The following is a 13634-nucleotide window of genomic DNA, read 5'->3' on the forward strand; positions in this document are numbered from 1 at the left end:
CTTACTTCAGCGCGGGGATAGGCTGCGCCTGGAAGGCGGGGCGCGGCTGCTCCTTGAGCTTTTTCGCCAGCATGTCGAGCGCCACTTCCAGCTGGCGGTCGGCGCCATTGAAGGTGGCGTGCGGCGGGTTTTCCACCTCCACGTCCGGCACCACGCCCACGCCTTCGATCAGCCACTGCCCATCGATGCCGAACTGGCCGTTTTCCGCCACGCGCGCCATGCCGTTATCGGCCAGGCGCGTATTGTCGCTGAGCCAGACGCCGGCGCCGGCCGTGCGCTTGCCCACCAGCGGCGCCAGTTTCAATGCCTTGATGCCGGCCGCGAAGGTCTCGCCATCGGAATACGTGAGTTCATCGACCAGCACCACCAGGTGGCCGCGGAAGGTGTTCTGCATGTTCGACGACGGCTGCACGCCCGGCGGCGCCCAGTAAGCCCAGGCCTTGCGCAGCAGTTTTTCAATGATCCAGCTGTCGATATTGCCGCCGTTATTGCGCCGCACGTCGATGATCAGGCCTTCGCGGTTGATGTTGGCGTAAAAATCGCGCGCGAACGAGGCAATGTCATTGGCGCCCATGGCGCGCAAATGCAGGTAGCCGATGCGTCCCTGCGAGGCGGCAGCCACCTGCTCGGCGCGGCTCAATTCCCAGTCGCCATAGCGCAGCGCCGTCTGTTTCGCCATGTTGACGGGCGTGACGATGACGGCGCGCGGCGCGCCTTTGCCACGTTTGACTTGCAGCAGCACCTGCTTGTCGGCCTGGTTCAACAGCAGGTCGCTGATGTCGCGCGCGGCCAGCACGTCCTTGCCATTGACGGCCGTGATCACGTCGCCTTCCTTCACGTCCACTTCAGGCCGCGACAGCGGTGCGCGCGCCGACGGCAATTCCGCTTCGCTGCGGTAGACATGCTCGACCCGGTAGCCCTCGCTGGTGCGCGCCAGCACGGCGCCCAGGCCCGCCGGCGTGCCTTCCTGCTCCGTGCGGCGCAATTCGCCGGGACGGATCTGCGAATGCAGGGCGCCCACTTCGGCCACCATCATGCCCAGTACATCATTGAGCTCGGCGCGGTCCGTGACCCGCTCGACCAGCGGCGCATATTTGTCGCGCGCCGCCTTCCAGTTCACGCCCCGCATCTTCGCGTCATACAGGAAGTCGCGGTGCAGGCGCCAGGCATCGTTGAACATCTGCTTCCATTCCAGGCGCGGATTCGACACGAACGTCCAGTCGTCGACCTTGACCTTGGCTTTCGACAGGTCGGCCGGCAGCTTGGCGCCCGCCTCGATCACCAGCATCTCGCCCGGGCCGGTGGCTGCCGCGCTGGTTGCTGTCCTGTAGTACAAATGCTTTTTATCTTGCGCCAGGTCGAATTCGCGCACATTGGCCACCAGCAGTTCCGGCTTGGAGTCGGTATTGCCAATCGCTAAGGTCTTCAGGCTGGACTTGTTCTCGCCGCTGTCGCGCTCGAGGAAATACAGGCGCTTGTCGTCGGCGGCCAGCGCGCTGTAGTTGCCCGCCGCCAGCGGCACTTCATACAAACGCTCGGCCAGGCCCTGGCTGACGATGGCCGGCAAGGTGGCAGGCGCCTTTTTCACGGCCGACTTGCCGCCGGCCTTTTCCAATGCCTTTTCCGCCGCCTGTTCGGCCGCCTTTTCATCGTCCGTCTCGGCCGGCTTGACGCCAGGACGGCTCAGCTCATCGTCGGCCTGGAACGGGAAACGGTTGCCCGGCTGCAGCGCCAGCGCATACACGCCGACGCGCTTGTCGAACACGGGACCCATGTTGCGGTCGCCCCACGGCGAGCCATTGGCCAGCTGGAAATTGCGCGCCGACAGGAAGTACAACCACTTGCCATCAGGCGAAAACACGGGCGAACCGGAGGTATAGCGGTCGCTGGTGACGAACTGCAGCTGTTTCGATGCGAGGTTATACAAGCCGATCTGCTCGCGCTGCTCGTTGCTGGCCACGCGCACGATGGCCAGGTTGCGGCTGTCGGGCGACCATTGCACTTCGTCGTGCTTGTCCACGCCCGCCTTGCCCGCATCGTCGATCAACTGGTTGCCCCTGGTCGCCAGGTCCAGCAGCCAGAAGCGGCCCTTCTTGTCCGTGTGGGCCAGCCAGCGCCCGTCCGGCGACGGATACAGTTTCCAGCGGTGGTTGTCGCCCTGCGTCGTCAGTTGCTCGCCCTTGCCCGAGCCATCGGCGGCGTATTTCCAGATTTCATTCTCTCCGCTCGTGTCGACGATGGCGAAGACGGATTTTTCGTCGCTGGAAAAGACGGCGTCGCGCGCCCTTGCCCCGTCGGGAATGGCGATGTCGACCCGGCGCAGGCTGCCCGTGCCGGCGATGCTGACCTTGCCGCGCGCCGTCAGGATGATGCGCTCATCCTTGCCCGATAGCTGCACGTTCGAGAGGGTGTCGAGCGGCGAACGGATCTGGCGCGCGCGCTGCTGGTCGAAGTCGGACACGAGGCTGATCGGCAATGGCGACGAGTCCGTCCCTGCCGCCAGGTCCAGCACCTGCAGGTCCGCGCCCAATTGATACACGATCTTGCCATCGCCCAGCTGCGCATTGCGCACGTCCCACTGCGTATGGGTCGTCAAGGCGCGGCGGTCGGAGCCATCGGGCAGCATGCTCCACAGATTGTCGCTGCCGCCCGCGTCGCTGATGTAATAGACGCGGCCCTGCCACCACATGGGGCGCTTGTTGTTGCCAGCCAACACGGCAGGCTCCGTATGCATGCGCACGGCCTCGCCCTTGCCATCGAGGTCATAGCGCCACAGGGTGGCATGCGCGCCGCCCCGGTAGTTGCGCACATTGTCGTTGGTCATGGCCAGGCCGAAACGCGTGAAGAACAGCGTCTTGCCAGAGTCGTCGAGCACGGCGTCGTTGGCGTCGGCCACGGGAAATACGCGCCGCGTCTGTTTTACGGGGTCGATGGCGGCGACGATGCGGCGCGATGCCGGGCCATCCGTGTTTTGCGTGCTGACCAGCACCTCGCCCTGCGCCGTCCAGCCCAGCACCAGCACGCCGCCATTGTCATATGAAATGCGGCGCGGCAAGCCGCCTGCCAACGGCATCACATACGCTTCCTGCGCCCCTTCGTAGGCGGCGGAAAACGCCAGCCACTGGCCGTCGCGCGAAATCGCCGCGTTCGTTTCATAGCCGGGATGCGTGGTCAGGCGCTGCGCCGCGCCACCGCGCAGATTGCTTTTCCACAAATCGCCTTCGGCCGTGAAGACGACGGTATCGCCGCGCACGGCGGGAAAACGGAAATAGCTGCCGGCAGGCGCGGCGGCAGCGTCAGCCAGCAGGCCGGCGGACAACAGGAGCAAGGCAAGAGTGCGGGAAATTTTCATGTGGGCATCCAGATAGCGGTCAGGGCGATGAGACGGCATGGACATCATGTCGATACCGGACAGCAATTCTGGCATAACTGAGGCCAAAGAAAACCTTCTTTATTGCCCACAAAGACGTAAAAAAACCCGCGCCACTTGCGTGGGCGGGTTTTTCGTTGACGGCAGGAAGTTTATTCCACTTCCACCGTTTCCGGCGCAGCCGTCGGCGCCGCGTCCGGCGGTTCCGGGAATTCCAGCAAGACCTGGTCCTTGTCGTCGAGGTCGACGGTGACACGTCCACCGGTGACCAAGCGGCCGAACAGCAGCTCGTCGGCCAGGGCCTTGCGGATCATGTCCTGGATCAAGCGCGCCATCGGCCGCGCGCCCATCAGCGGATCGAAGCCTTTCTTGCCGAGGAAAGCACGCAGCTTCTCGGTAAACACGGCTTCGACCTTTTTCTCGTGCAACTGCTCTTCCAGCTGCATGAGGAACTTGTCGACCACGCGCAGGATGATTTCCTGGTCCAGCGCGCGGAAACTGATGGTCGCGTCGATACGGTTGCGGAACTCCGGCGTAAACATGCGCTTGATGTCGGCCATCTCGTCGCCAGCCTGCTTCGAATTGGTGAAGCCGATCGACGTCTTTTGCAAGCTTTCCGCGCCCGCATTGGTCGTCATGATGATGATCACGTTGCGGAAATCGGCTTTGCGGCCATTGTTGTCCGTCAAGGTACCGTGGTCCATCACTTGCAGCAGAATATTGAAAATGTCCGGATGGGCTTTTTCAATTTCATCGAGCAGCAAGACCGCATGCGGTTTCTTGGTGATCGCTTCCGTCAGCAGGCCGCCCTGGTCGAAACCGACGTAGCCCGGCGGCGCGCCGATCAGACGGCTGACGGCATGGCGTTCCATGTATTCCGACATGTCGAAACGGATCAGCTCGATTCCGAGGATAAACGCCAATTGCTTGGCCACCTCGGTCTTGCCGACGCCGGTCGGACCGGAGAACAGGAAGGAGCCGATCGGCTTGTCCGTCTTGCCCAGGCCGGCACGGGCCATCTTGATGGCCGAAGCCAGCGCGTCGATGGCCGGATCTTGCCCGAACACGACATTGCGCAAGTCGCGGTCGATCGTCTGCAGCTTGCTGCGGTCGTCCTGGTTGACCGTTTGCGGCGGAATGCGCGCGATCTTGGCGATGATGTCCTCGATCTCGGCCTTGCCGATGGTTTTCTTTTGCTTCGACTTCGGCAAGATGCGCTGCGCCGCGCCCGCTTCATCGATGACGTCGATCGCCTTGTCGGGCAAATGGCGGTCGTTGATGAAGCGCGCCGCCAGTTCGGCCGCCGTCGACAGGGCCGAGGCCGAGTATTTCACGCCATGGTGCTCTTCGAAGCGCGATTTGAGGCCGCGCAAGATTTGCACGGTTTGCTCGACGGTCGGCTCGTTGACGTCCACTTTCTGGAAGCGGCGGGAGAGCGCATGGTCTTTCTCGAACACGCCGCGGAATTCCGTGTACGTGGTCGCGCCGATGCACTTCAGCTGGCCATTCGCCAGTGCCGGTTTCAGCAGGTTCGACGCGTCCAGGGTGCCGCCCGACGCCGAGCCCGCACCGATGATGGTGTGGATCTCGTCGATGAACAGGATGCCGTTCGGATTGTCCTTCAATTGTTTCAGCACGGCTTTCAGGCGCTGTTCGAAGTCACCGCGGTATTTGGTACCGGCCAGCAAGGCGCCCATGTCCAGCGAATACACGACGGCATTCTGCAGGATTTCCGGCACGTCGCTTTGCGTGATGCGGTAAGCGAGCCCTTCGGCGATGGCCGTCTTGCCCACGCCCGCCTCGCCGACGAGCAGCGGATTGTTCTTGCGGCGGCGGCACAGGATCTGGATCACGCGGTCGACTTCTTCCTCGCGGCCGATCAGCGGATCGATCTTGCCTTCGGCAGCGGCCTTGTTCAGGTTTTGCGTGAACTGGTCGAGCGGGCTTTCCTTCGGCTGGCCATCGACGGGCGCTTCTTCCACGCCTTCGGAGGCTTTCGCGCTTTCCGTCGACTGGTCCTTGCGCACGCCGTGCGAGATGAAATTGACCACGTCCAGGCGCGTCACGCCCTGCTGGTGCAGGTAGTAAACAGCATGCGAATCCTTTTCGCCGAAGATGGCCACGAGCACATTGGCGCCCGTGACTTCCTTCTTGCCGTTCGAGGCGGACTGGACGTGCATGATGGCGCGCTGAATCACGCGCTGGAAACCAAGCGTCGGCTGGGTGTCGACTTCGCCCGTGCCAGGCACGGTCGGCGTGTTATCGCCGATGAAATTGGTGAGGGTCTTGCGCAGGTCTTCTATATTGACCGCGCAGGCACGCAACACCTCGGCAGCGGAGGGATTGTCCAGCAGTGCCAGCAGTAAATGCTCAACCGTGATGAATTCGTGCCGTGCCTGCCGAGCTTCGACAAACGCCATGTGCAAACTTACTTCTAATTCCTGCGCAATCATACTTCCTCCATCACGCACTGCAGGGGATGCCCCGCCTTGCGCGCATGCGTTAAAACGAACTCCACTTTGGTACACGCTATATCTTTAGAGAACACGCCGCACACTCCTTTGCCGTAGCGGTGAACACTGAGCATGATTTGCGTCGCCGTTTCACGGTCCTTGTTGAAATACTCCTGAATGATGGCCACCACGAATTCCATCGGGGTGTAGTCGTCATTGAGCAAGGCCACCTGGTAGAGCGGTGGCGGCTTCAGCACTTGCCGCTCCAGCAGGGTTTCTGTGTCGTGCTTGGTTGCCATACGCTTATTCTAATGCTTTCACAGTGGTTGTCATGCGCAATATCTACGCCTTTCCAATTGTTTTCAATCTTACGCGTTTTCTTAATAGTGCGCAGATGGCGACCTTGCCGCCAAAATCAAGAGTTGCTTTTTTGGTTGTCGTGAAGAATTTGGCAATATCGATGGAAAAGCGCTTGACTTCATTATTTATTCCGCCAACAATGCTGTATCGACTGTTGCAGTAATGTACAGCTTGATAAGAAGTGAGACGTCGAGGAGGGGGCAAGAAGCTTCTTGCTTTTATGGCTCGTGTGATTTGTTTTAATTTTGAAAGTTCTTTTTATGGCAACAGGTACAGTTAAGTGGTTCAATGATTCCAAAGGTTTTGGCTTCATCACTCCAGATGATGGCGGCGAAGATTTGTTTGCTCATTTCTCCGCAATCAACATGAACGGTTTCAAGACCCTCAAAGAAGGTCAAAAAGTTCAATTCGAAGTCACGCAAGGCCCTAAAGGCAAGCAAGCTTCCAACATCCAGGCAGCCTAAGCATCGCCGGCCCTCAGATGTGAAAAACCCCGTTTCCTTGAAGCGGGGTTTTTTTTCGCCCGCAGGGTGCGCGGCACCCTGCCCTCCAGTTACATGTGCTCGATCATCACGTCGCCGAAACCGGAGCACGACACTTGCGTCGCGCCTTCCATCAGGCGGGCGAAATCGTAGGTGACGCGCTTCGAGGCGATCGACTTTTGCATCGAGGAAATGATCAGGTCGGCCGCTTCCAGCCAGCCCATATGGCGCAGCATCATTTCCGCCGACAGGATCAGCGAACCGGGATTCACGTAATCCTTGCCCGCGTACTTCGGCGCCGTGCCGTGCGTCGCTTCGAACATGGCGACGGAGTCGGACAGGTTGGCGCCCGGTGCGATGCCGATGCCGCCCACTTGCGCCGCCAGCGCGTCGGAAATGTAATCGCCGTTCAAATTCAGGGTGGCGATGACGCTGTATTCGGCCGGACGCAGCAGAATCTGTTGCAGGAACGCGTCAGCGATGGAATCCTTGACGATGATGTCGCGGCCCGTCTTCGGATTCTTGAACTTGCACCATGGACCGCCATCGATCAGCTCGGCGCCGAATTCCTTTTGCGCCAGCGCATACGCCCAGTCGCGGAAGCCGCCTTCCGTGTACTTCATGATGTTACCTTTGTGCACGATCGTCACGGATGGCTTGTCATTGTCGATCGCGTACTGGATGGCCTTGCGCACGAGGCGCTCCGTGCCCTCGATGGAGACGGGCTTGATGCCCAGGCCCGACGTGGCCGGGAAGCGGATCTTCGTCACGCCCATTTCATTGACGAGGAAATCCATCAATTTCTTGGCTTCGGGCGAGCCTTGCCGGTATTCGATGCCGGCATAGATATCTTCCGAGTTTTCGCGGAAAATCACCATGTCCGTCTTTTCCGGCTCTTTCACGGGCGACGGCACGCCCGTGAAGTAGCGCACGGGGCGCAGGCAGACGTACAGATCGAGCTGCTGGCGCAAGGCCACGTTCAGCGAGCGGATGCCGCCGCCGACGGGCGTCGTCAACGGGCCCTTGATGGAAACCACGTAATCTTTGAGCACTTCCAGTGTTTCTTCCGGCAGCCACACATCGGGGCCGTACACATTCGTCGATTTTTCGCCTGCGTAGATTTCCATCCAGCTGATCTTGCGCGTGCCGCCGTAGGCCTTGGCCACGGCAGCGTCGATCACCTTGATCATGACCGGGCTGATATCGATGCCCGTGCCATCGCCTTCAATGAAGGGAACGATGGGATTATCTGGTACATTCAGCGAAAAATCGGCGTTGACGGTGATTTTTTGCCCGTCAGCAGGTACAGTGATATGTTGATACATCGTGATCTCCGAAGTGGGACACACCGCTGGCGGGCAACACAGGCCGGCGACGCGCTCTGCGGTTGCAGAGTTTACAAAAACAAGTCCGAACAGGGCGGCAACAACGCACTTTAGCAGGGAAAGAACACCCGGGCCATCCGCATCGCCAAAGAAGCGCATCGCCATAGTCTTCTATAAGACATAAGACTAACATTTCACATTATGCACCAGTATCTTACAGGGCGCCACGCTTTTGCGGCGCCGACCAGCAGCCACCATCGTTTACATCAATTCCCCTACCAGCATGCCACTCATCCTCTTCAATAAACCATTCCAGGTCCTGTGCCAGTTTTCGCCGCAGGAGGGCCGCGCCACCCTGGCCGACCATCTCACCATCCCCGGCATCTACCCGGCCGGCCGGCTCGACGCCGACAGCGAAGGCTTGCTGCTGCTGACGGACGACGGCCGCCTGCAGCACGAAATCAGCCACCCGGACCGCAAGGAAGCGAAAACCTACCTGGTGCAGGTCGACGGCGTGCCCGATGCGGCCAGCCTGGCGCGCCTGCAGGCGCCGCTGGACCTGGGCGACTTCATCACCAAGCCGTGCAAGGCCGTGCGCATCGCCGAGCCGGACTGGCTGTGGCCGCGCAATCCACCGATCCGCGCGCGTGCCGACAAGCCGACCTCGTGGCTGGCGATCACCTTGAAAGAAGGAAAAAACCGCCAAGTGCGGCGCATGACGGCGGCCGTCGGCCTGCCCACCCTGCGCCTGGTGCGCAGCGCCATCGGCCCGTTCTCGCTGGCCAGCCATCCATTGATGCCCGGCGAATGGTGCGAAGTGCCGGCCGAGAATATTGGCAAGGCCTAAGCAGCACAAGAAAGGACGGCGGCGGCACCAAATTTCCCAATAAGCACTATTTATTTTTAGATAATGCATTAAAATCATCTGACCTTAACATGACGAAAAAGGAAAGATGATGAAAAAAGTAATACTGACCCTGGCCGCTTCCCTGCTTGCCGGCGCCGCACTGGCCCAGTCGGGCGCCCAGGTGCACGCATCCGCCGCGACCGATGCCGTCAAGCCGCCAGCGGCATCGGCAGCCAGCCACGCCTCGGCCGCCACCGACGCCAGCAAGCCCGTGCCGCCGGCGTCGGCCTCCGCCAACGCATCGGCCGCGACGGATGCGCCACGCCTGATTCCCCAGGCGCGCAAGACGAAGCAGCCGGCCGCTGAAGCTGGCAAGCCCGTGAAGTAAGGGCGGTTCCCGGGGTTACGACGGCGAGCATGTTGCTGTAACCCCACGCTTTCGATGCGGCCAGGCAGCATGCTTGACCAGGCGGCCGCCGGCATGGCTTAATCGCCGCTTCGATCGCCACCGCCCCGCCCCATGAAAAATTGCCTGCGCCGTCTCTGTCTGTCCATCGCCCTGTTGTCCTGCGCCAGCATGGCCCAGGCGCAAACCAGGAGCTTGCAACTGTCGGCCGGCATGCATTTGATCCAGGCGGAAGTGGCCGCCACGGAAGCGCAGCGCGAACAGGGCTTGATGTACCGTGAAAAGATGGCGGCGAATGCGGGCATGGTGTTTGTCTTTGACAACCCATCGACGCAATGCATGTGGATGAAAAACACGCCGCTGCCCCTGTCGGTGGCCTTTATCGATGCCAGCGGCAAGATTGTCAACATCGAAGACATGCAGCCGCACACGCTCGACAGCCATTGCTCCACGAAGACCGTGCCCGTGCGCTATGCGCTGGAAATGCATCTGGGCTGGTTCAAACAAAAGAACATCAAGCCGGGCATGAGCATCGGCAACTTGCCGGCGGCGCGCTAGGCCGTCGCGGCCGGCCGCTGGCGAACGCGGCCGTAAAAACCTGTACAAAAAACGGCAAAAAAACGCGAAAAAACCCGCCAGAACGAATCTGCGGGTTTTTGCTTTTCAACCAGTGCCAGCGTACCGGCACAGGCAAGGCCACCGTGGTGGCTTGCCTGCTGGCGAATATTAAGCGGACAGTGCTTTCAAAGCAGCTGCCAGACGGCTCTTATGGCGAGCTGCCTTGTTTTTGTGGATGATCTTCTTGTCAGCGATACGGTCGATGGTCGACACGGATGCTTGGAAGATTGCAGCAGCAGCTGCCTTGTCGCCGCCCTGGATCGCTTTGCGAGCAGCTTTGATAGCCGTGCGCAAGGTCGAACGTTGGGACGAATTGTGTGCGTTTTGCTTAACTGCTTGACGAGCGCGTTTGCGCGCTTGTGCGGTATTTGCCATGGAATTTCCTAAAACAGGGTCAAAGTGCGTTTGCAAACATTAGTGTTTGCCAACCGGTGCGTTCTGTGCGTCTGCCGAACCATGTGTGCCAAACCAGTGCCTGTCAAACATTAGTGTCTGCGTAACAGAATTCTGTACAGCCTTCGATTATAGCGATATTTTCAAGCGGGGGCAAATCAAAAAACCGTGTGTCACGCCAAAAACACGTGAAAATGAGGCTGGCAAGGGCGAATCGGCGGCAATTGTTACCATATTTTAACCGTTTAACGGTACCGCGCCCGGCTATAATCTGCCCCCATGAACTTGCTTAAAACCCTCGCCGCCATCTCCAGCATGACCATGCTGTCCCGTGTAACCGGATTATTGCGCGAAAGCCTGTTCGCGCGCGCCTTTGGCGCCGGCGCCTACACGGACGCCTTCATTGTTGCCTTCCGCATCCCCAACCTGTTGCGCCGATTGTTTGCCGAGGGGGCGTTCTCGCAAGCCTTCGTGCCGATCTTGTCTGAATACAAGAATCAGCATGGCCAGGAAGCGAGCAAGCAACTGGCCGACCATGTGGCCACCACGCTCGTCTGGGCCACCCTGCTCGTGTCCGCCATCGGCATCGTCGGCGCGCCCTGGTTCGTCTACGTGATCGCCACGGGCCTGACCAAGGATGCGGGCGCTTTTGACGCGGCCGTGTGGATGACGCGCTTGATGTTCCCTTATATTACTTGCATGTCTTTCGTGGCCCTGGCCGGCGGCATTTTGAATACCTGGCGCGAATTCAAGATTCCCGCATTCACCCCAGTGCTGCTGAACCTGTCGTTCATCGCCGCCTCGCTGTTCCTCGCGCCCTATTTGAAGCAGCCGATCTACGCCATGGCCATTGCCGTGTTCGCCGGTGGCCTGCTGCAGGTGGCGATCCAGATTCCCGCGCTGATCAAGATCGGCATGCTGCCGCGCCTGTCGATCAATCCCGCCATCGGCCTGTCCGACGGCGGCGTGCGCCGCGTGCTGAAGAAGATGGGACCGGCCGTGTTCGCCGTCTCGGCGGCGCAGATCAGCCTGATGATCAACACGAGCATCGCGTCGCGCCTGGCCGAGGGCAGCATTTCCTGGCTGTCGTATGCGGACCGCCTGATGGAGTTCCCCACCGCCATGCTGGGCGTGGCCCTGGGCACCATCTTGCTGCCCAGCCTGTCGAAGGCGAACGTGGATGGCGACAAGACGGAATACTCGGCCCTGCTCGACTGGGGCTTGCGCCTGACCTTTTTGCTGGCCCTGCCCGCCGCCGTCGGCATGGCGACCCTGGCCACGCCGCTGATCGCCACCCTCTTTCACTACGGCAAGTTCACGGCGGAATCCGTGACCATGTCGACGCAGCCGCTCGTGGCCTACAGCCTGGGCTTGATCGGCATCATCCTCGTCAAGACCCTGGCGCCCGCCTTTTATGCGCGCCAGGACATCCGCACGCCCGTGAAAATCGCCATCGGCGTGCTGATCGCCACGCAGCTGATGAATCTGCTGTTCGTGCCGTATATCGCCGTGGCCGGCCTGGCCCTGTCGATCGGCCTGGGCGCCTGCCTGAACGCCAGTTTCCTGTACTGGGGCTTGCGCAGGCGCGGCATCTACCAGCCGAAACCGGGCTGGGCCAAGTTCTTCCTGCGCCTGCTGCCCGCACTCATCGTGATGGGTGGCGTGGCGTATGTGGGCGCCGTACGCATCGACTGGATCGCCATGCAAGCCCATCCGCTGCTGCGGGCCGGCGCGCTGGCCCTGGTGGTGGCTCTGTGCGGCGTGGCGTACTTTGCCACCCTCTTTATAGTTGGCTTCCGCTTCCGCGATTTCAAGCGCCACGCGTGACAAGCTGCGCAGGACGTTGTTGCCCGCGTCCTGCCGTACTAGCGTACTGTCTTCGACTTGGCGCCGGCTCCTGCGCAGCTTGTCCAGATTACGCAGGACTTGTTGCCTGCGTCTTGCCGAACTGACGCAAGACGAAAAAAAACCCGCCGAAGCGGGTTTTTTTCATTACAACGAAAGCTTAGGCAGCTTTTTTGGCGCGGCGACGGGTCATGAAGCCCAGCAGGCCCAAGCCACCCAGCAGCATGCCATAGGTTGCTGGTTCTGGCACTGCGGACACCGTGTAAGTGCCGGTGTAGTTGGCGCCAGCCAGGGCGGTGCCGAACAGTTGCAGTTTGAATGGACCAACACCACTGTATTCCACGCCGAAGAACTTCAGGCCGCCAGCCGAGAAGGCTTCGCCCAACTGGTTGTTCAGATTCGACGTGAGCGCATTGAACGTCAGCTTCTGGCCGGTAATCGACAAGCCGATGTTGTACGTGCCAGCACCGAGGCCGCTCAGGATGATCTCATCCAGGCCACCGGACAAAATGCCATCGCCAACAACGGCGTTGAAGGTGTGAACATTGCCGTCAGGGGTGATATCCAGGATCTGATCGCCTGCCGATGCGCTGAACGATGCTGCTGCCATGATGCCTGCAGCGATAAATTTCAATTTCATAGTTTATCCTTAAAAAGTAATTTATGGCTGCAATACGCAGGCCACCAATAATTTGAGTACCGGAAGTACCGAACAGAATGGTAGCATAATTGCATTAAATTACTTATAAATATTTTATCTAAGTTTCGTCCGCGATAACTATTTTCGAAATGAACTATTTGCCTTTATCGATGAATTTCCACACAAAAATAGTTACCGACGCATACATTTATTTTTGTCACGTTTTAAGGTAAAAACGCCTACTCGGCAGTGTTTTCAGCGGAATTTTGCGATTCAGGCTGCTCAATTGGCTCTGATGGCGGTTGGTCTTGCGGTGGAGTAACAGGGCGAGAAAACAACGGTGACACCGGCAAGGCAGGCGCGATGCCGGCCTCATCACTTGCCGGCACAGCTGCCGGCCCCGCGGACGGCACGGATGACACCCGGGCATCGACCATGAAGCGCCATTCCGAGAAATGCGCCTTGCCTTCGAAGCCGGCAAACCTGGCCTCGAAATTGCCGACCTTTAATGGCGCCGCCTGCGACAGGCTGTGCACGCCAATGATGCCGTTGCTTCCCGGCTGGTACAGCAAGCCCCACTCGGCGCGGCCCGTGATGGGATCGACAAACAGCTTGCGCAAATGCCGGCGCAGCTGGGGCGTACGGGGATCGCGCAGCAAGGCGGCCAAGGTCGGCGGCTGTTGCGGCTGGCCCGGCGGCGTGGCGGCCGCATAGCTGTAGAGGGCATCTGAAAACTGCGCGCCGATGTCGAGCAATTCCTGCTCGGCCGCCTGGCGCTGCAGCAAGGAACCCATCTTCAGGCCGGCCGCCCCCACGAGACCCAGGATGGCCACCAGGATAATCAGGCCCAGATACGTAAAACCGCGCTGGCGGCGGGCAGGACAAGGCATGGCCG

Annotated in this window: 12 protein-coding genes; 5 read left to right on the forward strand and 7 right to left on the reverse strand. The window is 60.3% G+C overall.

Annotation, left to right across the window (positions count from 1 at the left end; translation table 11 throughout):
• Position 1: 1 nt before the first annotated feature.
• The 3 genes from IGS55_RS05115 to clpS all read right to left on the reverse strand — a co-directional run bounded on the left by IGS55_RS05115 (position 2) and on the right by clpS (position 6122).
• The gene (locus tag IGS55_RS05115) at positions 2–3352 is read right to left on the reverse strand and encodes a S41 family peptidase (RefSeq protein WP_230515348.1); all 3351 of its coding nucleotides are present in this window, start codon (positions 3350–3352) and stop codon (positions 2–4) included.
• A 170-nt stretch (positions 3353–3522) separates the two neighbouring features.
• The gene (gene clpA, locus IGS55_RS05120; RefSeq protein WP_034751575.1) at positions 3523–5823 is read right to left on the reverse strand and encodes an ATP-dependent Clp protease ATP-binding subunit ClpA; all 2301 of its coding nucleotides are present in this window, start codon (positions 5821–5823) and stop codon (positions 3523–3525) included.
• Positions 5820–6122, reverse strand: coding sequence for an ATP-dependent Clp protease adapter ClpS (gene clpS / locus IGS55_RS05125; protein WP_034751577.1), 303 nt, complete (start codon positions 6120–6122; stop codon positions 5820–5822). The genes clpA and clpS overlap by 4 nt, the downstream gene beginning before the upstream one ends.
• 321 nt (positions 6123–6443) lie before the next feature.
• Between clpS and cspE the strand changes: the two genes are divergently transcribed.
• Positions 6444–6647 carry a transcription antiterminator/RNA stability regulator CspE gene (cspE, locus tag IGS55_RS05130; protein ID WP_010395943.1) on the forward strand — a complete coding sequence of 68 codons (204 nt, stop codon included), beginning with the start codon at positions 6444–6446 and terminating at the stop codon, positions 6645–6647.
• Positions 6648–6736: 89 nt separating this feature from the next.
• Here the strand turns inward: cspE and icd are convergent, their stop codons facing one another.
• On the reverse strand, positions 6737–7990 hold the full coding sequence (icd, locus tag IGS55_RS05135) for an NADP-dependent isocitrate dehydrogenase (RefSeq protein ID WP_230515349.1): 1254 nt from the start codon (positions 7988–7990) through the stop codon (positions 6737–6739).
• A gap of 283 nt (positions 7991–8273) precedes the next feature.
• On the opposite strand from icd, the gene IGS55_RS05140 reads away from it, so the two are divergent.
• The 3 genes from IGS55_RS05140 to IGS55_RS05150 all read left to right on the forward strand — a co-directional run bounded on the left by IGS55_RS05140 (position 8274) and on the right by IGS55_RS05150 (position 9801).
• The gene (locus IGS55_RS05140; RefSeq protein ID WP_092715225.1) at positions 8274–8837 is read left to right on the forward strand and encodes a pseudouridine synthase; all 564 of its coding nucleotides are present in this window, start codon (positions 8274–8276) and stop codon (positions 8835–8837) included.
• Positions 8838–8946: 109 nt separating this feature from the next.
• On the forward strand, positions 8947–9225 hold the full coding sequence (locus tag IGS55_RS05145; RefSeq protein WP_230515350.1) for a hypothetical protein: 279 nt from the start codon (positions 8947–8949) through the stop codon (positions 9223–9225).
• A gap of 132 nt (positions 9226–9357) precedes the next feature.
• Positions 9358–9801, forward strand: a complete 444-nt coding sequence (locus tag IGS55_RS05150; protein ID WP_230515351.1) for a DUF192 domain-containing protein — start codon at positions 9358–9360, stop codon at positions 9799–9801.
• Between the two features lie 168 nt (positions 9802–9969).
• Here IGS55_RS05150 and rpsT read toward each other — a convergent pair whose 3' ends face one another.
• The gene (gene rpsT, locus IGS55_RS05155; RefSeq protein WP_010395935.1) at positions 9970–10236 is read right to left on the reverse strand and encodes a 30S ribosomal protein S20; all 267 of its coding nucleotides are present in this window, start codon (positions 10234–10236) and stop codon (positions 9970–9972) included.
• A gap of 297 nt (positions 10237–10533) precedes the next feature.
• Here rpsT and murJ point away from each other — a divergent pair, with 297 nt between their 5' ends.
• Entirely contained in the window at positions 10534–12081 is a 1548-nt protein-coding gene (gene murJ / locus IGS55_RS05160; RefSeq protein WP_230515352.1) for a murein biosynthesis integral membrane protein MurJ, read from the forward strand.
• A gap of 178 nt (positions 12082–12259) precedes the next feature.
• On the opposite strand, the gene IGS55_RS05165 is transcribed toward murJ, so the two are convergent.
• Both IGS55_RS05165 and IGS55_RS05170 read right to left on the reverse strand, forming a co-directional pair.
• Entirely contained in the window at positions 12260–12739 is a 480-nt protein-coding gene (locus IGS55_RS05165; RefSeq protein ID WP_230515353.1) for an FxDxF family PEP-CTERM protein, read from the reverse strand.
• A gap of 239 nt (positions 12740–12978) precedes the next feature.
• Positions 12979–13629, reverse strand: coding sequence for a type II secretion system protein (locus tag IGS55_RS05170; protein WP_230515354.1), 651 nt, complete (start codon positions 13627–13629; stop codon positions 12979–12981).
• Between the last annotated feature and the right edge of the window lie 5 nt (positions 13630–13634).

Origin of the sequence: Janthinobacterium sp. EB271-G4-3-2, assembly GCF_020858035.1 — a bacterium.
Lineage (GTDB): Bacteria > Pseudomonadota > Gammaproteobacteria > Burkholderiales > Burkholderiaceae_D > Janthinobacterium > Janthinobacterium aestuarii.

What these genes read in the sequence shown, in the direction of transcription:
- IGS55_RS05115 (WP_230515348.1), bottom strand. Translation starts at nt 3,352, where the DNA reads ATGAAAATTTCCCGCACTCTTGCCTTGCTCCTGTTGTCCGCCGGCCTG.
- clpA (WP_034751575.1), bottom strand. Translation starts at nt 5,823, where the DNA reads ATGATTGCGCAGGAATTAGAAGTAAGTTTGCACATGGCGTTTGTCGAA.
- clpS (WP_034751577.1), bottom strand. Translation starts at nt 6,122, where the DNA reads ATGGCAACCAAGCACGACACAGAAACCCTGCTGGAGCGGCAAGTGCTG.
- cspE (WP_010395943.1), top strand. Translation starts at nt 6,444, where the DNA reads ATGGCAACAGGTACAGTTAAGTGGTTCAATGATTCCAAAGGTTTTGGC.
- icd (WP_230515349.1), bottom strand. Translation starts at nt 7,990, where the DNA reads ATGTATCAACATATCACTGTACCTGCTGACGGGCAAAAAATCACCGTC.
- IGS55_RS05140 (WP_092715225.1), top strand. Translation starts at nt 8,274, where the DNA reads ATGCCACTCATCCTCTTCAATAAACCATTCCAGGTCCTGTGCCAGTTT.
- IGS55_RS05145 (WP_230515350.1), top strand. Translation starts at nt 8,947, where the DNA reads ATGAAAAAAGTAATACTGACCCTGGCCGCTTCCCTGCTTGCCGGCGCC.
- IGS55_RS05150 (WP_230515351.1), top strand. Translation starts at nt 9,358, where the DNA reads ATGAAAAATTGCCTGCGCCGTCTCTGTCTGTCCATCGCCCTGTTGTCC.
- rpsT (WP_010395935.1), bottom strand. Translation starts at nt 10,236, where the DNA reads ATGGCAAATACCGCACAAGCGCGCAAACGCGCTCGTCAAGCAGTTAAG.
- murJ (WP_230515352.1), top strand. Translation starts at nt 10,534, where the DNA reads ATGAACTTGCTTAAAACCCTCGCCGCCATCTCCAGCATGACCATGCTG.
- IGS55_RS05165 (WP_230515353.1), bottom strand. Translation starts at nt 12,739, where the DNA reads ATGAAATTGAAATTTATCGCTGCAGGCATCATGGCAGCAGCATCGTTC.
- IGS55_RS05170 (WP_230515354.1), bottom strand. Translation starts at nt 13,629, where the DNA reads ATGCCTTGTCCTGCCCGCCGCCAGCGCGGTTTTACGTATCTGGGCCTG.